18 protein-coding genes are annotated in these 18,718 nt (G+C 40.6%); 2 read left to right on the forward strand and 16 right to left on the reverse strand.

What is annotated here, in order from left to right; genetic code table 11:
- Window positions 1-169 precede the first annotated feature (169 nt).
- Complete coding sequence (locus DC498_RS21770; protein WP_255415856.1) at window positions 170-835, forward strand: MATE family efflux transporter; 666 nt, start codon at window positions 170-172, stop codon at window positions 833-835.
- On the opposite strand, the gene DC498_RS21775 is transcribed toward DC498_RS21770, so the two are convergent.
- The 7 genes from DC498_RS21775 to DC498_RS21805 all read right to left on the reverse strand — a co-directional run bounded on the left by DC498_RS21775 (window position 722) and on the right by DC498_RS21805 (window position 7,102).
- On the reverse strand, window positions 722-1,372 hold the full coding sequence (locus DC498_RS21775) for a class I SAM-dependent methyltransferase (protein WP_165813926.1): 651 nt from the start codon (window positions 1,370-1,372) through the stop codon (window positions 722-724). The genes DC498_RS21770 and DC498_RS21775 overlap by 114 nt on opposite strands.
- A gap of 581 nt (window positions 1,373-1,953) precedes the next feature.
- Window positions 1,954-3,312 carry a tRNA uridine-5-carboxymethylaminomethyl(34) synthesis GTPase MnmE gene (gene mnmE, locus DC498_RS21780; RefSeq protein WP_116876276.1) on the reverse strand — a complete coding sequence of 453 codons (1,359 nt, stop codon included), beginning with the start codon at window positions 3,310-3,312 and terminating at the stop codon, window positions 1,954-1,956.
- A gap of 20 nt (window positions 3,313-3,332) precedes the next feature.
- Entirely contained in the window at window positions 3,333-3,848 is a 516-nt protein-coding gene (locus DC498_RS21785) for an ExbD/TolR family protein (RefSeq protein ID WP_116876277.1), read from the reverse strand.
- Window positions 3,849-4,057: 209 nt separating this feature from the next.
- The gene (locus tag DC498_RS21790; protein WP_116876278.1) at window positions 4,058-4,888 is read right to left on the reverse strand and encodes an energy transducer TonB; all 831 of its coding nucleotides are present in this window, start codon (window positions 4,886-4,888) and stop codon (window positions 4,058-4,060) included.
- 58 nt (window positions 4,889-4,946) lie between these two features.
- Window positions 4,947-5,483: an ExbD/TolR family protein gene (locus tag DC498_RS21795; protein ID WP_116876279.1), complete on the reverse strand. Its 537-nt coding sequence runs from the start codon at window positions 5,481-5,483 to the stop codon at window positions 4,947-4,949.
- Between the two features lie 34 nt (window positions 5,484-5,517).
- Complete coding sequence (locus DC498_RS21800) at window positions 5,518-6,171, reverse strand: ExbD/TolR family protein (protein ID WP_116876280.1); 654 nt, start codon at window positions 6,169-6,171, stop codon at window positions 5,518-5,520.
- Window positions 6,172-6,235: 64 nt separating this feature from the next.
- Window positions 6,236-7,102 (reverse strand): MotA/TolQ/ExbB proton channel family protein, encoded by an 867-nt coding sequence (locus tag DC498_RS21805; protein ID WP_116876281.1) that lies wholly within the window; start codon window positions 7,100-7,102, stop codon window positions 6,236-6,238.
- Between the two features lie 299 nt (window positions 7,103-7,401).
- Between DC498_RS21805 and DC498_RS21810 the strand changes: the two genes are divergently transcribed.
- Window positions 7,402-9,951 (forward strand): zinc-dependent metalloprotease, encoded by a 2,550-nt coding sequence (locus DC498_RS21810; RefSeq protein ID WP_116876320.1) that lies wholly within the window; start codon window positions 7,402-7,404, stop codon window positions 9,949-9,951.
- A gap of 282 nt (window positions 9,952-10,233) precedes the next feature.
- Here the strand turns inward: DC498_RS21810 and DC498_RS21815 are convergent, their stop codons facing one another.
- From DC498_RS21815 to DC498_RS21855, 9 genes are all read right to left on the reverse strand, one after another.
- Window positions 10,234-10,671: a cytochrome C oxidase subunit IV family protein gene (locus DC498_RS21815; protein WP_116876282.1), complete on the reverse strand. Its 438-nt coding sequence runs from the start codon at window positions 10,669-10,671 to the stop codon at window positions 10,234-10,236.
- A 29-nt stretch (window positions 10,672-10,700) separates the two neighbouring features.
- Entirely contained in the window at window positions 10,701-11,444 is a 744-nt protein-coding gene (locus DC498_RS21820; protein WP_116876283.1) for a cytochrome c oxidase subunit 3, read from the reverse strand.
- Between the two features lie 35 nt (window positions 11,445-11,479).
- The gene (locus DC498_RS21825; RefSeq protein WP_116876284.1) at window positions 11,480-12,055 is read right to left on the reverse strand and encodes a cytochrome c oxidase subunit 3; all 576 of its coding nucleotides are present in this window, start codon (window positions 12,053-12,055) and stop codon (window positions 11,480-11,482) included.
- 159 nt (window positions 12,056-12,214) lie between these two features.
- A complete protein-coding gene (cyoE, locus tag DC498_RS21830; protein ID WP_116876285.1) occupies window positions 12,215-13,123 on the reverse strand; it encodes a heme o synthase in 909 nt (302 codons plus the stop codon).
- A gap of 48 nt (window positions 13,124-13,171) precedes the next feature.
- Window positions 13,172-14,977 carry a cytochrome c oxidase subunit I gene (locus DC498_RS21835; protein ID WP_116876286.1) on the reverse strand — a complete coding sequence of 602 codons (1,806 nt, stop codon included), beginning with the start codon at window positions 14,975-14,977 and terminating at the stop codon, window positions 13,172-13,174.
- Window positions 14,978-15,018: 41 nt separating this feature from the next.
- On the reverse strand, window positions 15,019-16,095 hold the full coding sequence (locus tag DC498_RS21840) for a cytochrome c oxidase subunit II (RefSeq protein WP_116876287.1): 1,077 nt from the start codon (window positions 16,093-16,095) through the stop codon (window positions 15,019-15,021).
- 50 nt (window positions 16,096-16,145) lie between these two features.
- Window positions 16,146-17,369 carry a quinol:cytochrome C oxidoreductase gene (locus DC498_RS21845; protein ID WP_116876288.1) on the reverse strand — a complete coding sequence of 408 codons (1,224 nt, stop codon included), beginning with the start codon at window positions 17,367-17,369 and terminating at the stop codon, window positions 16,146-16,148.
- Between the two features lie 35 nt (window positions 17,370-17,404).
- Entirely contained in the window at window positions 17,405-18,028 is a 624-nt protein-coding gene (locus DC498_RS21850) for a c-type cytochrome (RefSeq protein WP_116876289.1), read from the reverse strand.
- Between the two features lie 25 nt (window positions 18,029-18,053).
- On the reverse strand, window positions 18,054-18,647 hold the full coding sequence (locus DC498_RS21855; protein ID WP_116876290.1) for a DUF3341 domain-containing protein: 594 nt from the start codon (window positions 18,645-18,647) through the stop codon (window positions 18,054-18,056).
- Between the last annotated feature and the right edge of the window lie 71 nt (window positions 18,648-18,718).

Here is an 18,718-nt window from a genome sequence, read left to right on the forward strand (position 1 = left end):
AAATTGACTGCCGGAAAGGTTTTGTGGTATCTTTTTCCATAACATGCAATATGCTCATCAACTCTTATACCTTTTCTATTTTTAATTATTAACATATGTGCATATCGTTTAATACAAGAGGCCTAATATATTCAAAGATATTTTAGCTGTAGGACTCTCTGCAATGTTAATGCAGTTAAGCGGTTTTATCCGGCAGCTATTTTTGTTCAAAGCAGTTGTCCGGTACGGTACCGATGCACAGGTTACGCTTTTTGCAGCTATCTACCGCTTATTTAGCTTTTCAATCATCCCTGTTTTTGGGTTTCTTCAGGCCCTGCAACCAATCATCGGGATCAATTATGGCGCGGAACAATACAGGCGCAGTGTCAAAGCCCCGGGCGTGTTTCTTAGCGGTTGTATCGGGTTAATGCTGCTTATAGCGTTACCTTCTTTTCTTTTTCCGGTAAATATCCTTGGCTTATTACTTCCCGGTATAGCGCCTGGTGCTTCAGGCATACTCCATTTCAGGATGGTGTTGATGGTGCTGCTGATCGCTCCTGTATCTTCGGTGAGTGTGGTGTACCTGCAAGCCACCGGTAACGCTAAATGGTCAGCATGGCTGGCAGGAGGGCGGGAAATGCTTTTATTTCTGCCACTTGTTGTGCTGTTGCCATATTTTTATGGATATGCAGGTGTGTACTATACGCTTGTGACCGAAAATGTTTTGTATATGTTTATTGTTCTATCGGTACTGCGCTACTATATGAAAAACATGCCAATGCTTCAAAGCCCCGCCAACAGTTCTGCCTTCCCGTTTCGTTTCTTCCATTTGTTCAACAGAAAATCCGGTAAATAATTCCTGTAACAAGGCTGGTGTATGAAATGTCATGTCTTCTCTGGCGCGCCATGAATCCTCCATTCCAAAAAATTGTCCTGCAAAACGTCCTCCGGGCTGTAAAGCAAGGCGTATATTTTTCCAAAGTGCTGGAAAGTGTTGAGGCACGCAAAATGGAAGGGAAAATGTAGCATTTATTAATAAGGCAGGGTGAAGTGCAATTTCCTCAAAAGATTTATGAATGATTTTTAATCTTGCTGCGTAATGGGGTAAAGCCAATTGCCTGAGATATTTGATAGCGGTTGCATCCTTATCCATAGCTGTTAAATTCCATCCGTCATTTAGCAAAGCCATACTGTCAATACCACTGCCAAATCCGAGATCAATGGCCGTTTTTTGCGCCGGATCAATGTGTTCCTTATTGAACTGCTCCAGGGCAAAGGAAAGTGTGGCGGCAGGTAATGGCGCTGTTTTTGTCAATGCATCATAATGTTTATTCCACGAGGATTGTTTCATAAAATAATCTCTTCTTGTAAATATATAAAAGTAATGCTGCATTATCCATTGAGGGATAATGCAGTCAGGAGGATAAACTGGCCTACACTGGGCACAACAAATCATTTGTGGGAAAACATAATTGCCAGTTTGACAATCTGTGGCTAACAAACTGCTAACAGGAATTTTAAAGGATTTTATCATGTTCCACCTGGACCGGACATTACCAAATAATATCGGCTTTAGTGATCCTGCACTTTTCTTTTTATAAACGCCATAAAAGAAAAATGAATAAGGGGAAAAAAGTTGATTCCGTATAGTAACCAGAGGTTGGCGTTTGTGCATTTTTAAGAATGCAGTAATATTTTTCAATCAATTCTCCTTCCATGTGCCTGAAAGTATGCGCCGAATTGGAAATCTTTGGTTTGTAATCCATCCGATGCACATTATATACCTGGTAAGATTCAGTATCCGTATTGAAGCGATATACCCCTATACTCCAAAAACTATTGTTTCTTTCAATGAATATTACTGCTTTGAAAATCAAGTTAAGATGAAAGGACTATAAAGGAGATAAACTTCTGTCTGCTCATCCGACAAATCAGGGTAATATGTATTGTATAAATCCATACAAATATTTGTGCTTACTTCCCTATACAAAATTTTCCGAATATAGTTCCGAGTATATCACGGTCTGTTTCTATTTCACCTGTTATAATGCCAAGATAATTCAGGCATCTTTTGATATCCGGGGCAAGTAAATCTCCACTGATGTTATTCAACAGCCCGACTTTAATATCACTTAAAGCTTCTTTTACTTTAAGTAATGCGCTGTAATGGCGGGCATTGGTTATAATAGTATTTTCAATATTAATTTCTTCTCCTATTGCATGCTTATATAATACATTTTTCAATTGCTCAACTCCAATACCGGATTTTGCAGCTATAAAAATATCATTCTCATTCGCTGATGCTGAACCGCCCGCATCAACCTTATTATACACTTTTATTGTTTTGGCATTGAATTGTTTCAGCCATTCAAAATCCGATGATCCATTATCAGTGAGATCAATAAGATGAATAATAATACTTGCTTTTCCTGCATTACTCCGGCTTCGTTCTATTCCAAGATTTTCGATGGTATCGCCTGAATGTTCGCGGATTCCCGCGGTATCAATTATCCTGAAAATAACACCATTAATATTAAGCGATTCTTCTATTGTATCGCGGGTTGTGCCAGCTATATCACTTACTATTGCTCTTTCCTCATTTAATAATGCATTCAGCAAAGTTGATTTACCGGCATTGGGTTTACCAATAATTGCTACACTCACGCCGTTTTTAATCACATTTCCCAGCCGGAAGGAGCCTATTAATTTGTCAGTAACTGTGCTGAGCTCATTAATTAAAAACAAAAATTGATCCCGGTCTGCAAAAGCCACATCTTCCTGCGAAAAATCCAGCTCAAGCTCAATCAATGCAGCAAACTCAATAAGCCGGTTCCTGAGCCCGGAAAGGTCGTTTGAAAAACCTCCTCTCAGTTGTTTTAAAGCTGTTTGTTTTGAAGCCTGCGATTGTGAAGCAATAATATCAGCAACCGCTTCTGCCTGCGTAAGGTCCATTTTACCATTTAAAAAAGCACGCTGGGTAAATTCGCCGGGCTTTGCCAGTCTTGCGCCTTCTTGTATGCAGGCATCTATGATCTGCTGCTGAATAAAAGGAGAGCCGTGACAGCTTATCTCCACTATATCCTCGCCGGTATACGATCTTGGCGATTTATAAAGCGCTACCACTACTTCATCAATAATTTCAACACCGGCTTTCAATAAACCTACATGCAGCGTATGCGTAGGCTGTTCTTCCAGGTTTTTTGAAGTAAAAAGCCGGTTCACGATGGCTATGCTGTTCTTGCCGCTTAACCTTATTACGGCTATAGCTCCTATTCCCGGCGCTGTTGCTATCGCTACAATCGTATCATCCCATTCCTGTAATTGTGCTGACATCCGGCAAAAATACAACTCTGTCAATGTCCTGCGATGAGCAATTCTTTATCATACACATCACGGGAAGCCAGGGCATGGCGTTTAACCTCGCATATAGCCATTTCATCCAACACATTCATCAATTGCCCATAGTCACTTCCGTCGCCGGGTTTTATTACTACAATAAGGGAGTCGGGAGAAATGCCGGCGTTACTCATCCTTTTGCGCTTGTCCATAATAAAATTCCTAAGTCCATTATCACTGGTTTTAAAATGATGTATAACAGGCTGCTCGTTTGCAATGCCTTCATAGCAAATAATGCTGTTATTATCATCCGGTAAAATGGTGATTGTTTTGGTTTTCGGCACGGGCGTTGGTGAGCCTTCTGCAGGCAACAAAAACTTTAATGCGGCAGGCTTTGCTACTACTGAAGTGAAAATAAAGAATGTGATCAGTAAAAACCCAAGATCAACCATCGGTGTCATATCAACCCTTGTACTATGGCGTTGATTTGTTGTTGTTGATTTGCTCGCAGGAGTTGTATTGATATCTGCCATAAAAAATATTTATAAATAAGATGGCAGTATGAATGTTTTCCATATCAATCCTGAAATATCTTAAAACAAAAAACCAATAAAATATTACAATATACTTACAAATCCTGAAGTGAGAGTGCCCGTAAAATCATCTTTCATTATCAGCAACACAAATAAAAATCCCTCTCTATTTTGAGAGGGATTTATCAATTTATATTGTTGTATCACAACTACTCTTCCTGTATCTGGAACGTAACCGGTTGTTTACGATATGCTTTTACTTTACGTCCGTTCTGTTCTGCAGGAGTCCATTTAGGACCCTTTTTAATCGCATTAACGCAAATTTCAGCCAGCTTGGTTCCTTTCATGGTAAGTGCTTCCACTTCACTGATATTTCCTTCTTTATCCACAATAAACTGAACCAGGCAGGTACCTGCTTTACCAGCTTCCTGCAGTTCATCAATATAACGCTCTATTTCACGGGAAATATATTTTGTCCATGCCCTTTCTCCACCAGGAAACTGAGCTTCAATTTCCACTTTCTGGAAAACCTTATCCTCGTCTTCTACCTTGGGGGCAGCAACAACGCCACCCTTATCTTCAACCGGGGGAGCAACAATACCGAGGTCTTTCTGCCCTTCCTGGTTGGTTAAACCAATTTTGGTATCTTCCAGTTTTTCAACTTCCTTCATTTCCTCTTCAGGCTTAACCTCTTCATCCTTTACAACTTTAGGAGGAGTAAATTTAGCCATTTCGATTTTGGGAGGATCTGGTGGTTTTGGAGGAGGGGGAGGTGGTGGTTCCACTTTTTCCTCAGGCTGCTGAACATCAACCAGTTCCAGGTCTTTTACCACTATGTCAGCTTTCTTATTTGAGCCTTCAAATTTAGAGCTCAAAAAAGAAGCAAGCATAATGAGGACCGCTACGGAAGCAGTAATGATCAGGGCCCTGGTCAGGCGCTTATTGTACTGCGTGCGCAGCTCATACGCTCCATATGTTTTATTCCTGCCATCAAATATGATGTCAAGAATATTGGAGTTGAGTATTTTGCTTACTTCCATATTATTTTTTTAATTTAATCTAAGATGCGGAATATGCGGTTATTCCACAAATTACTGATTATTGAATACCATTTGCCTTTTCGGTAGCCACTAAAATTTCATTTTCTACCGGTGAAATGGGTACCATGGCGTATTTTTTTACTTCGTTGATAGACATTTCATCCAATACGGCTACAACATTTGCGTAATTAGCCTCATCATTCGGCTTAATTACTACCACAAAATCTTCCGGCTTTGTAGTTTTCTTCTTATTAATAACTACATCCCTGATTTTTTTGTAATCTGTAGCCTGTATTTTAGTAGGATCATCACCTTCATAATAATATATTCCATCGGCTTTGCCCAACATAATGGTTAAAGCTCCGGAAGCCTTTACTTTGGTTTGCTCTTCCTGCTTATCAGTATCCTTCGGCATGAGCAATTTCATAGCCGTTGGCTGAGCCATAGTAGTAGAGAAAATAAAGAACGTAATTAAAAGAAAGCCTAAATCCACCATCGGTGTCATATCCACCCTTGTAGAAAGCTTTTTTGCTTTTTTGACGCCGGGGCCTTTTTTATGGCCACCACCGCCACCGCCTTCATCAATTGATGCCATAAGACTTGTTTTTTAATCTGTTATAAAATTAATATTACTTTGCCTGCTGCTGCGTCTGTCTTGTATTCCATAGCGGAGAACCCACAGGCGCATCCTGGAATTTTGTTACCAGCTGAAATTTATTAATATCATTTCTTTTGAATGCTTCCAGCACATTTCTGATTACAGGGTATTTTGTTTCGTTATCTGCTTTAATAAGCCAGGTAACTTTTGACCCTGCATAAACAGACATTGCGTCTCTTACCCAGTAATATAACTCACCGCCTGTGGAATCAGGCACCGGTATACCAGGTTGCTTTACGTTTTTCTGTTGTTCGGAAGATAAAGATAAAAGCCCTTTTAAACCTGAAAACGGAACGCCGACACTGGGGGCGTTGGTAAAAGCTTTAATGTTTTCCGGGCTTAAGCCAAGGCTACGGGTGGAATTGAGATTATCAGCGATAGCTTTACGCTTCTTGGGATCATCCAACTGCACGAATACCCTGCCTTCCTTATCTATGGTAACCAGGAAAGCATCTGTTTCCGGTACTTTATCCGCAGAAACGGAGTTGGGGAATTTTACTTCCACCGGCTCATCTGGTTTAAACTTTGTAGCCAGGATGAAAAAGGTAAGGATCAGAAATGACACATCCACAAAGGCTGTCATATCTACCCATGTACTTTTCCGGGCTATTTTTACTTTAGGCATGTATACTGTTTTTAATTGACTTTAATAGATTCAGATTTACCTGATTTCCATAAACTTTCCCAGGTTATTTATACTGGGAAGCGAAACTTTGGGTGAGTGTAAATCCTGATTCGTCAATTCCGTAAGTAATGCTGTCGATTTTTGTAGTAAATACGTTATACATAATCAATGCAAACGCTGAGGTAGCGATACCTACTGCCGTATTATACAATGCTTCAGAGATACCAATCGCAAGTTCTGTAGCTGCACCCGCGCCACCAGAATCACCCAAAGAACCGAATGAACGGATCATACCCATTACCGTACCCAACAAGGCTATCAGGGTACCAACTGAAGTGATGGTTGATAAGAATACCAGGTTTTTCTGGAGCATTGGTAGTTCAAGCGCAGTAGCTTCTTCTACTTCTTTTTGAATAGCCACAACTTTTTGTTCGGTAGTTAATTCAGCATCCGGAATCAACTCTTTGTATTTGCGGAGGCCTGCTTTCATTACATTACCTACAGAACCTTGTTGTTTATCGCATTCAGCTAAAGCGGCTTCAACATTTTTGTTTGCTAAATGATATTGAACTTTTCTTACAAATTCGGAGATAGACCCTTTACCTGTTGCTTTTGATATAGTAAGAAATCTTTCAATAGAGAATACAATTACCATAAGGAACATTCCTATCAGGATAGGAACGATAATTCCACCTTCATACATACGATGCCATGCTCCCAAAGGTCCTTTATGGCTTGGCCAAAAGCCACCTGCCGGATCTGGTTTTGAAAAGCCTGAATCAGCCCCGAGAATAAATCTCCAGAATAAATAACCCGCAATAATGCAAATTACAGGAGCAAGCCATGATATCGCGTTGCTGCTTGACTTTGGTTGTACAGAAGTGGTCGCCTTCACAGATGAAGCGGTCGCGGTCGGTTTTGTTTCAGCCATAAATCTTGATTTTTGAATTAATGAATTTCGGTTTTTAAGTGTGGTTTTGATTTTACAATTCTAAAAAAAAAAAAATTAAAACTTTGAAATAATCATAGAAATTATTCGTTGGGGAAGCAATATAGTAAATTTCTCATAGTAAACATCACAATTGAATTTTGTTTTTAAAAAGTTGCCAAATTTTAATTTCCGCTATACTGCGCCGGGCCTGCAATATAAATTAGTTAACGGTTTTCTATAAACAGATGGTGATTTTTATCTTATCAGTATTTTCGCTGCAAATACCAAATGCTTTTTTCATGCGTACAACACTTTTGATTTCTTTCGTAAGCCTTATCCTCTCCATACCTTCTTTTGCCCAAAATAAAAAAAAGGATACCACAGCGGTATCACCACCGAAAGCGCTTCCGGCTTTACCGGCCCCGGTTAAACCCGGGCCTAAGCCTTTTAAAGATGTAATTACCGATAAAGCAAAAGCTGATTCCGGTTTATTTATCGTACATAAGGTTGATGATAAATACTTTTTTGAAATACCTGATTCACTTTTAGGGAGGGAAATTCTTGTAGTTAACCGTATTTCAAAGGCGGCAGCAGGCATGCGCAATTTTTTCTTTGGCTACGCAGGAGATATGATAGGAAGTAATGTAATACGTTTTGATAAGGGACCCAATAATAAGCTGTTTCTTAAAAAGGTTTCATTTGATGAAATTTCTAAAGATTCATCCAAGCCGATGTTTAAAGCGGTTACCAACTCTAATGTGCTGCCTATTGTAGCTTCCTTCGACATAAAGGTGGCTAAATCTGATTCAAACGGAACTGTTATTGATTTTACCGACTTTATATCCGGTGATAATGATGTGCTTTTTTTTGCATCCAACGCCAAAAGTGCTTTCCAGGTCGGCGGTTATCAATCTGATAAATCCTATATTCTGAATGTAAGAAGCTACCCTGTAAATATTGAAATCAAAACAGTAAAAACCTATAGCAAAGGTGGTGGCATGACGATGGGAGTGCCATCTGCCGGAAGCGGAGGCGTGCAAAATGTTTTATATACGCTTGAGCTGAACAGCTCGATGGTACTATTGCCCAAAACACCTGCACAGCAAAGATTTTTTGACCCGCGGGTAGGATATTTCGCGAGAAGATATACCGATTTTGACGCTAACCCCCAGGGCGTGAAAGATATTTCAATAATAGTACGATGGAAACTGGAGCCGAAAGATGAGGATATAGAAAAATACAAACGGGGCGAACTGGTAGAGCCTAAAAAACAAATTGTATATTATATAGACCCTGCAACGCCCCAAAAATGGGTGCCCTATCTTATACAGGGCGTAAACGACTGGCAGGATGCATTTGAAAAAGCAGGGTTTAAAAATGCGATTGTTGCCAAAGTAGCTCCAACGCCTGAAGAGGATTCGACCTGGAGCCTGGAAGATGCAAGATTTTCTGCAATTGTATATAAACCATCGGTTATACCCAATGCCAGCGGACCTAATATACACGATCCCCGTTCAGGAGAAATACTGGAGAGCCATATCAACTGGTATCATAATGTGATGAACCTTTTACGTAACTGGTATTTTATTCAATGTGCACCTGTAGACCCCAAAGCCAGGAAGATGGAATTTGATGACGAGCTGATGGGACAGTTAATCAGGTTTGTTTCCTCGCATGAAGTTGGACATACGCTTGGCCTGCGTCACAATTTCGGCTCAAGTTCAAGTGTACCTGTTGAAAAGCTCAGGGATAAGGCATGGGTTGAAGCCAATGGTCATACGCCATCTATAATGGATTATGCGCGTTTTAATTATGTAGCTCAGCCGGAAGATAATATTTCGGAAAAAGGATTGTTTCCAAGAATCGGCGATTATGACAAATGGGCTATTGAATGGGGTTACCGCTGGTTTCCGGAGGCAACTACCCCTGAAGCAGAAGTTCCTGTTCTCAATAAAATGACCATTGAAAAAGCAAAAGACAGAAGGTATTGGTTTGGTACGGAAAGCAGCATGGATGATCCCCGTTCGCAAAATGAAGACCTTGGGGATAATGCTATGAAAGCAGGCGCTTATGGTATAAAAAACCTGCAGCGTATTGTGCCCAATTTAATGGAATGGACCAAAGAGCCTGATAAGGATTATGAGAACCTTTCTGATATGTATAGTGAAGTAACCACGCAGTTTGGAAGATATATGGGACATGTGGTAAAGAATATCGGTGGCATATATGAAACGCCTAAAACAGTTGAGCAGCAGGGTACAGTATATGAGTATGTGCCTAAAGCCATTCAGAAAGAAGCGATGCTGTTTTTGAACAAACAATTATTTGCAACACCAGGCTGGCTTATTAACAACAATATATTGAACAGGATTGGCAATACCGGCATATCTGTAATAAGTGCAAGGCAGGAGGCTGTTTTGGGCAGGCTGATCAGTACTACCACCATCAATAAATTACTAAGCATGGAGGCTGAGCTGAATGACAATGCCTACAAAGCTGCAGATATGCTTGATGACCTGAGAGGTGGCATATGGAGTGAGCTCAGATCCAGGAAACCTATAGAGATATACAGGCGTAACCTTCAGAAATCGTATGTTGAAAGAATTGGGCAGATCGTTAATCCGGCGTCAACGCCTTCAGTTGGTGGTATATTCTTTAGCATTGGTGCTCCTGCGGCAATGACGGATACTAAAAAAAGTGACATCATATCTGTGCTGAAGGCAAACCTGCGTTCGCTTCGTACCGAAATAAAAGCGGCTTATCCTTTAATTAATGATAAAATGACTCAATATCACCTGCAGGATGTAGCAGACAGAATTGACAGGATTCTTGATCCGGGAGGTAAATAAATAATAATAGTGCATTCAACAAAGGGGGATGTTTTAAATCTAAGGGCATCACCCTTTGCTTTTGGGGAACACATCACATTCGTATCGGGTGATGATGCTTACAGAATACTCATACCTGCAATTCCGGTAATAGATAAGTAACAATACCTGTAATCTATACTGCTTAAACAGCCCAGATATTAGCCGGCTGTAATGGCAGTTTTTGAAGCAACCTGCTGTTCTTTAAATACAAAATCCATCACTTTAAGGTGATGGATTTTTCTATTTTGAAATATCTATGTATTAATCCGCTTTGGGTTTATGCTGATCGTGCGGTACAGCCTGCTGTTCAGTAGCCGGTTTATCGTACCTGTTGCGTAAATTTCTCCATGCTACACCATCCCATAAAAACGCAAGAATAAACCAGATGAATAATAGCAGCGGCACCAATACGGTAAGACGCATATTCCTTATTTCATCGCCCAGGTGCATGAATATGGAAACGATATAAACGGCTTTACACAATGATAATATGATCATTGCTCCTTTCACAAAAAGCAATAAAAATCCTTCAAGGTGAAACGCATAATGCGATAATCCAAGCGCTAGTTCTGCTATGGTAAGCACCAGCAATATCCAGAAGGTCTTCCATATTCTTTTGGTATTAGGCGCCGGCTCGTGAGCAAAAGTAATTTCAGGTGAAGCTACTCCGTGTTCCGTATGATGTTCATGTGATGACATATCCGAAATAATTTTTTATTAATGCCTGATTAAATAAGATAAAAACAAAGGAATACAAATACCCAAACCAAGTCCACAAAGTGCCAGTACAAACCGATTTTTTCAATCATTTCATAATGACCCAGATTATCAAACCGTCCCATCTTGGTCCATACAAAGGCTAATACCAGCAGGCATACCCCGCTAAAAACGTGAAACCCGTGAAAACCTGTTATTCCAAAGAAGAAACCCCCAAATCCAACAGGTCCCGGTGTTGTAACCGCGTGTCCGTCATGCATTAATCCGGGTACAGCAGGTCCGTAAGGGTTTTGTGTTATGGTTGCCCCTATTTCTTTGATTTGTCCATCTACCAATACTGCGTGGCTTCCGGTGATCATGTGTGTCCACTCCCATGCCTGGCAGCTTAAGAATAAAGAACCACCGAGTATAGTCCACAGCAACCATTTTTCAACGCCTGCACGGTTTCTTTTATGCCCTTCATGCACTGCCAATACCATTGTAACAGAGCTCATGATCAATATAAAAGTCATTAAGCTCACAAATGCAAGCGGCAGGTTTGCATGTCCCATTAAAGGAAATGCGTTGAATACATGGTTAGGATCAGGCCAATAGTTCTGGCTTACACGTATGGTGCCATAAGAAATCAGTAATGCCCCGAAAGTAAAAGTGTCACTCAACAGGAAAATCCACATCATGAGCTTTCCATAACTTACATTATAAGGGCTTTTTCCTCCCGTCCACCATTTATATCCGGCCGGTACGTGTGTTGACATGCAGTTGAATTTTTATTAAAAAATAACCAATTATATTAATGCAATAAGCTGAAAAATACAAACAGGTATACCCACAACAGGTCTACGAAATGCCAGTACGTCGTCATAATCTCAATGGGCACACTATCGTAATTTCTCTTTTTCTTACCATATACCCTGCTCACTATAACAAGCATCGCAATCAGTCCCCCCAGTACGTGTAAGACATGCACCCCTGCTATCGCTAAAATAAACGAATACGCAGGATTAGATCCGATACCTATCATTTTCATTCCATTTGCCTGGAATTGATAGAACCCGTTGATCTGCATAATCATAAACACAATGCCTAATATAGCAGTAATACCAAAGAACAACCTGTATCTCGCCATCTCCCTTTCCCTGAAAGCTTTTAATGCCACCTGGATGGTAACACTGCTTACCAGCATCACAATGGTAGAGTATAGAAATATGCGTGGTAATGTAAAACTTTCCCACCCCGGCTGACTGCGCTTTACAATATAAGCGCTTGTCAAACCTGCAAACATCATTATTATACCCGCCAAACCCAACCACAGGTTAAACTTGTACGGATGAATTTTTTTTTGCTCCACAGTCATTACATCACCCATTGGTATTTCTGATTTCTGATTTGAGATTTTCAATTACTCACATTCCTTCACTCGTTTTCAAATCTTCAAATCACCTTATTTTCAAATTCATTTCCACATTTTCATATGCCCGCATTCCTTCTCCCTATTTTCAAATTTTCAAATTACGTTATTTTCAAATTATACCCCCGCCACCTTATCCGCCAGCAGGCTCAAAAGCACTACCGGCAAATAAATATAAGAACTGAACATTACCCTTCTTGCCGCCTGCACCGTCATCTCTCTATATAAACGTATACTTTGCCATACCATAAAAAGATTGGCGAGTAATACTATTATTAAGCTTACCTGTCCGCTCATATTCAATAACCATGGCAACACACCTACCGGTATCATCAGCAATGAATAGATCACCGCCTGAATGGCTGAATATTTGGTTGGTCCGGCGGTAGAAGGCATCAGTTTAAACCCTGCCCTGCTGTAATCATTATGCGCTACCCAGGCAATAGCCCAGAAATGAGGGAATTGCCATAGAAACTGGATACCAAACAGCACCCAGCCGCCAGCGCTTAATTCATCTGTTCCGGCTACCCAGCCAATCAGGCAGGGTAATGCACCAGGCACAGCACCCACAAGAACCGATACCGAGCTGATTTTTTTCAGAGGTGTATAAATAAACCCATAAATAACCAGGCTTACAATACCCAATACAGCAGCAGTCCAGTTAAACCAATAGCCAATGATCAATGTGCCCGCAATGCCGGCAACAGCGGCAAAAGCCGAGGCTTCATTTACACTCATCTTTCCATTTGCCACAGGCCGTTTGGCGGTACGCTTCATCAGTGCATCAGTATCCTTTTCCGCTATCTGGTTAATGGCATTGGCAGAACCTGTGATCAGCATTCCTCCAATCAGTAATAAAAGAACTGACAGTAAATTGAAAGTAATATTCGGCGCCATCAAATAACTCAGCACACTGGAGAATACCACTGTAAAACTCAGGGTAAACTTTATCAGCAGCATGTAGTCCTTGAGTTTATCAACCACTACAAAAGATGCTGAACGTTGTAGCCTGTCCTGTGATTCCATTACCTTCAAAAAACTCTATTTAGCAGGCTGATATTATCAGCCCGATCATTAATGTGTTGATTCATCTTTCCCTACCGGCTCCGTCTGCGGAATAAAATCTTTACCGTCTTTACCGTAGTCATATGCCCAGCGATGTACTTCAGGTATTTCACCAGGCCAGTTACCGTGTCCGGGTCTGATCGGTGTTGTCCATTCCAATGTGTTGGCTCCCCATGGATTTTGTGTAGTAACTTTTCTTCCTTTAAAAATGGAATAGAAGAAGTTAAATACAAACATCAACTGTACGAGGAACGATAATATTGCCGCAAAGCTTATAACCCTGTTTAACTCAACAAAGTGTTTGAATGATTCCCATCCTGAATAATCATAATAACGACGTGGCATCCCTGCAAAACCTTCGTAGTGCATGGGCCAGAAAATCACATATGCACAAACCATTGTTACCCAAAAATGGATATATCCCATAGTATTGTTCATATACCTGCCATACATTTTGGGGAACCAGTGGTAAATACCGGCAAACATACCCATGAACGCAGATACACCCATTACTATATGAAAGTGCGCAATTACGAAATATGTATCATGCAGGTGCAGGTCAAGTGTTGAGTTTCCGAGGAAGATACCGGTTAAACCACCGGATATAAACATGCTCACAAAACCTACACAAAACAACATGCCCGGCGTAAACCTGATATTACCACGCCACAGCGTAGTGATCCAGTTGAATACCTTAATAGCTGAAGGAACGGCAATGAGCAATGTAAGCAATACGAATACCGAACCCAGGAACGGATTTAATCCCGTTACAAACATGTGATGCGCCCATACAAGGAATGCCAGCAACGCGATAGCGAACATTGAAGCGATCATCGCCATATAACCGAATATCGGCTTTCGCGCATTGATTGACATTACTTCCGACACCAATCCCATGGTTGGAAGAATAATGATATATACTTCGGGGTGACCGAGGAACCAGAACAAGTGCTGGTAAAGAATCGGGCTACCGCCTTCGTTAGGTAATATATTTCCACCAAGCACTATATCAGAAAGATAGAAGCTGGTACCAAGATGTCTGTCGAACAAAAGCAGAATAAAGCCGGAGAATAATACAGGGAAAGAAAGAATACCAAGTATAGCGGTAAACAATATAGCCCAGATGGTCAGGGGCAATCTTGTCATTGTCATGCCCTTGGTGCGCATATTAAGAATAGTAGACACATAGTTCAAACCACCCAGTAACTGCGATACCACAAACATAGCCATACTGATCAGCCAAAGATCCATACCTATTTTAGACCCCTGTGATGCATCACCCAAAGCGCTCAATGGAGGGTATACTGTCCATCCACCAGAAGCAGGACCTGTTTGTACAAACAAAGAAGCCATGATAATGATACTGGCCAATACGAAGAACCAATATGAAAGCATGTTCATGAACGGAGAAGCCATATCCCTTGCGCCAACCTGGTAAGGTATCAGCAGGTTAGCGAATGTACCGCTCAACCCTGCAGTAAGCACGAAAAACACCAGGATGGTTCCGTGCATTGTGCCCAATGCATAATAGAATTCCGGTTGAATCTTGCCATCTTTAGCCCAATGACCAAAAATATCTTCGAGCCAGGGAAGTGTGGCATCAGGATATCCTAACTGGATACGGAATAACACCGACATCAACCCGCCTACAATAGCCCATATAATACCAGTGATCAAAAACTGTTTAGCGATCATTTTATGATCCTGGCTGAAAACATACTTTGTAATAAAAGTTTCATGATGATGGTGTCCATCATGATGTTCATGTACTTCGTGAGGTATTACGCCGTGTTGTACTGCTATTTCGTTACTCATTACACATTATTTTGTGACTCAAAGGGGTCGTATTAATCAAATCAATGTTCGGCTTTGGGCTCAGCATTCGTTGCTGCTTTTACTGAATCAGAAACGGGAGGAGCCGTAGTGGCTGCCACAGCCGGGGCACCATCCGGATGTGCTGTAACATACTGTGGCTTTTGAGCGCTTATCCATTTATCAAACTCTTCCTGGGTTTCAACAATTATAGTTCCTTTCATTGAATAGTGTCCTGAACCACACATCTGGTCGCAGGATATTTCATATACAAAATTCTCATTGCCGGTCATTTCCTTCATCTTGGCGGTAGTATACTTTGGCGTAAACCACATGGTAGTAGGCGTACCCGGAACAGCGTCCATTTTTAACCGGAAGTGAGCCAGACCAACATCATGTATAACATCCTGTGAGCGGATGATCAGCTTAACAGGTTTATCCACTACAAGATGTAATTCAGAAGGATGCAGATCATCATGATTCGCCACATCTTTCCAATCCTGTCCAAGGGGATTTCCTTTAGCTGCATCTGTTAATTTAAAATGCTGCCTTCCCAATACTCCATCTTTACCCGGGTAGCGATATTCCCAGCCAAACTGGTGTCCAGTTACTTCTACTTCCATAGCTTCCTTAGGTGCTTCACCGGTAATTTTATACCAGTAATACAAACCGAAAGATACCAGCACGGTTAACGCGATTGCCGGAACAGCAGTCCACAATAACTCCAGTTTGTTGTTATGCGGGTAATAATGCGCTTTCCTCTTCTCATTAGCCTGGTATTTATATGCAAACCAGAAAAGTAATATCTGGGTTAAAACAAATACGATACCTGTAATGGCAAGCGTAATCCACATCATGGTATCAATCTTCTCTCCGTGTTCTGAAGCTGAAGGCAGCCAAAGCAGTGTTTTTTTATAAAGCAGTTTATTGCACCACCACGCGGCCGCTAAACCAACCACCAAAAAAACCAGCATTAAAAACGCGTTGATACGGTTATTTTGTTCAAAGGTTTTCTTTTCACCTTTAAGTACAGAAACATACTCACTTGCCTTTGCGATCTGGAAAATCACAATGAAAATCAGTACTAATATTATTACAACAAAATACTCGGTCCAGGTCATTTTATTAAATATTATACTTTAATAATTGCTTGCTTATTTTAATGCTCGTCTTATGTATGATGTATTATACTCTCTTTTAAATACGGATGATATTTTGCTACCAGCGGAGCTTTTGTAAGCGCCCTTCCGGTAAAGAACATTATCATTCCTATATACAAAGCTAAGATTCCCCACTCAAACCAGCCAAGATTATGATTTTCTCCCACTGTGCTTGGCATAACCATCTGGTAAAAATCCAGCCAGTGACCAAGAATAACAGCTACTGACATAAAGGTCATAACAGCATAATTCCTCTTGGATCCTTTTGTCATCAAAATCAGGATAGGTGCACAAAAGTTTATGATAAAATTGAGGAAGAAAAATCCGCGGTAAGGTCCCTGGAATCTGATTTTAAAATAGATAGTTTCTTCAGGAATATTTGCATACCAGATCAACATAAATTGCGAAAACCACAAATATGTCCAGAAAATGGAGAATGCAAATATGAACTTTCCAACATCATGCAATTGTTCGCGGGTGGTATATTCTAAATAACCGTGATTTTTTAAGAAAATAATAAATAAAGCGATCAAAGCAATACCTGCCACAAAAGTGCTGGCAAAAGTGTACCAGCTATACATGGTAGAATACCAGTGAGCATCCAGGCTCATTAACCATAACCAGGGTATGGTAGATCCCACAGTCAGGGCAAAGAACACTACAAAAATAGCAGCCCATACGGTATTATTCCAGGTATATCTTTTAGCATCTTCCGCACTCATTGGTCCTTCATCAGCTTTTCTTGACAGTTTCCGCATCTTCATGCCGGTAAATGTCCAAACGCAAAGTGTGATTATTGTCCAGATGAAAAAGAAAGTTGGATTAAGAAACCCTTTTTTCCAGGTAAGGATTTTATCATGAGCTACAGCTTCTTTATCTACCCAATGATAAATATCATGCCTGTGCCCCAATATCAAACCGAGAAAAACGAGGAAAGCGAGAATAGCAAATACAGGTACTACAGCAGATATAGCCTCGGGTACTCTTCTAAAAGCAACAGACCATCCTCCATGTGCTAAGGTAATAGCACATATAAAAAACATGGCCGCATTACAAACTAACAGAAAGTAAACACTGTTTTGCAGCAATACCGCCCAAAAACGGGTTTGGTCATGCTCATTTTTACTCATGCCGAGAAAAATAAATCCTGCGATAAACGCAACTATGCCCACCGCCAAAAGACCATATGTCCATTTCTTATATCCGGCCGGAATCTCAAACTGTTGCTTAATCATTCCTCAATCAATTTGTTTTGTTAATGCGAATAAGTTTATTTTTTTGCTGTGCTGTCAGCAGCTGCAGGTGCAGCAGTGGCAGATTTACCCAATTTGTCTTTTATATAATGCACTACCATCCAGCGCTGCTTATCATTCAACTGCGATGCATAACTGCCCATTTTGTTTTTCCCATACACTATAGTATAGTATATCTGTCCATCTCCCTGGTTTCCTATAACAGGATCTGTTAAATCCTTAGGCGCAGCAGGATAAGGACCTTCCCCGCCTTTCCAAAGAGGACCATTACCATCAAGCTTAGCCCCATGGCAAATACCGCAGTAAATGAGGTATAACCTTTCCGCTTCTTTTTTCTGAGCTGAATCTAACGGAGGCAATGGATTTTTTATAAACCTTGCTTTACCATGATTGGTTGTATCACTTCCTTCATCTTTTGCTATAGAGAATGGCAAAAGCTGATCTCTGGTAATTGTTCCTTCTACCGGCGTACGATTGGTTTGCTTATCAGGAAAGATGTCATTTTCAGAATAAGTTTCATACGCGCGGCTATACGCCATATCCGGCATATAGGTTTTACCAGGCTCTTTATTGCTATCACAGCTTACAACTGTAACAATCATCAAAAAAGCGAAGCATGATATAACTGATAATTTTTTCATCCCGTTAATAAGTTTGTCTTTCTAATTAAGCCGTAACCGTTTCAGATTTATTATCAAATAAATGTCTGTCCTGATCATAACGCCCAAGCCACCAACCGGCTTCTGCTATCTGAACATTTACTTCTTTAGCTCCGGCAGCCGCCAGGAAATCTTCTGTTTCCTTTACGTTTGTTTTTGAAGTGCATTCAATTACCATCACAAAAAGATCATCAGTAGCTCTTGGGTGAAAAACATGCTTTTTTACAAATGGCGCCAACTGGCACAAATAGCAAAAAGTAAGCACCATGCCAACAGCAGAGAACAATACTGTAAGCTCAAACATGATGGGTATCCACGCCGGCAAAGAAAAATGTGGCTTACCACCATAGTTCTGTATCCAGTCGCGGGTAAGTATCCAACTGATAAAAGACAGGGCTGTTGTTAACCCGGTAAGACCATATACAAAACCGGCTGTATGCAGACTAGTATCTCTCAAACCCAATGCACCATCCAAACCATGAACAGGGAATGGTGTATACACATCGTGAATTTTGTATCCAGCCTTACGTACTTTTTTCACAGCCGGAAACAACACCGCTTCATCATCAAAACTTCCAACTACAAATTTTCTTATATCCATAACCTTAAACCTTTTTGTTATTAAGGTGAGTTAATTCAATATTATTACTATACTTTACTATCAACTTTACT

This window comes from Terrimonas sp., assembly GCF_003075435.1.
Lineage (GTDB): Bacteria > Bacteroidota > Bacteroidia > Chitinophagales > Chitinophagaceae > Agriterribacter.

Bases quoted from the DNA above. Each gene is read 5' to 3' on its own strand.
- DC498_RS21770 (WP_255415856.1), top strand. From the start codon at position 170: ATGCAGTTAAGCGGTTTTATCCGGCAGCTATTTTTGTTCAAAGCAGTT.
- DC498_RS21775 (WP_165813926.1), bottom strand. From the start codon at position 1,372: ATGCAGCATTACTTTTATATATTTACAAGAAGAGATTATTTTATGAAA.
- mnmE (WP_116876276.1), bottom strand. From the start codon at position 3,312: ATGTCAGCACAATTACAGGAATGGGATGATACGATTGTAGCGATAGCA.
- DC498_RS21785 (WP_116876277.1), bottom strand. From the start codon at position 3,848: ATGGCAGATATCAATACAACTCCTGCGAGCAAATCAACAACAACAAAT.
- DC498_RS21790 (WP_116876278.1), bottom strand. From the start codon at position 4,888: ATGGAAGTAAGCAAAATACTCAACTCCAATATTCTTGACATCATATTT.
- DC498_RS21795 (WP_116876279.1), bottom strand. From the start codon at position 5,483: ATGGCATCAATTGATGAAGGCGGTGGCGGTGGTGGCCATAAAAAAGGC.
- DC498_RS21800 (WP_116876280.1), bottom strand. From the start codon at position 6,171: ATGCCTAAAGTAAAAATAGCCCGGAAAAGTACATGGGTAGATATGACA.
- DC498_RS21805 (WP_116876281.1), bottom strand. From the start codon at position 7,102: ATGGCTGAAACAAAACCGACCGCGACCGCTTCATCTGTGAAGGCGACC.
- DC498_RS21810 (WP_116876320.1), top strand. From the start codon at position 7,402: ATGCGTACAACACTTTTGATTTCTTTCGTAAGCCTTATCCTCTCCATA.
- DC498_RS21815 (WP_116876282.1), bottom strand. From the start codon at position 10,671: ATGTCATCACATGAACATCATACGGAACACGGAGTAGCTTCACCTGAA.
- DC498_RS21820 (WP_116876283.1), bottom strand. From the start codon at position 11,444: ATGTCAACACACGTACCGGCCGGATATAAATGGTGGACGGGAGGAAAA.
- DC498_RS21825 (WP_116876284.1), bottom strand. From the start codon at position 12,055: ATGGGTGATGTAATGACTGTGGAGCAAAAAAAAATTCATCCGTACAAG.
- cyoE (WP_116876285.1), bottom strand. From the start codon at position 13,123: ATGGAATCACAGGACAGGCTACAACGTTCAGCATCTTTTGTAGTGGTT.
- DC498_RS21835 (WP_116876286.1), bottom strand. From the start codon at position 14,977: ATGAGTAACGAAATAGCAGTACAACACGGCGTAATACCTCACGAAGTA.
- DC498_RS21840 (WP_116876287.1), bottom strand. From the start codon at position 16,095: ATGACCTGGACCGAGTATTTTGTTGTAATAATATTAGTACTGATTTTC.
- DC498_RS21845 (WP_116876288.1), bottom strand. From the start codon at position 17,369: ATGATTAAGCAACAGTTTGAGATTCCGGCCGGATATAAGAAATGGACA.
- DC498_RS21850 (WP_116876289.1), bottom strand. From the start codon at position 18,028: ATGAAAAAATTATCAGTTATATCATGCTTCGCTTTTTTGATGATTGTT.
- DC498_RS21855 (WP_116876290.1), bottom strand. From the start codon at position 18,647: ATGGATATAAGAAAATTTGTAGTTGGAAGTTTTGATGATGAAGCGGTG.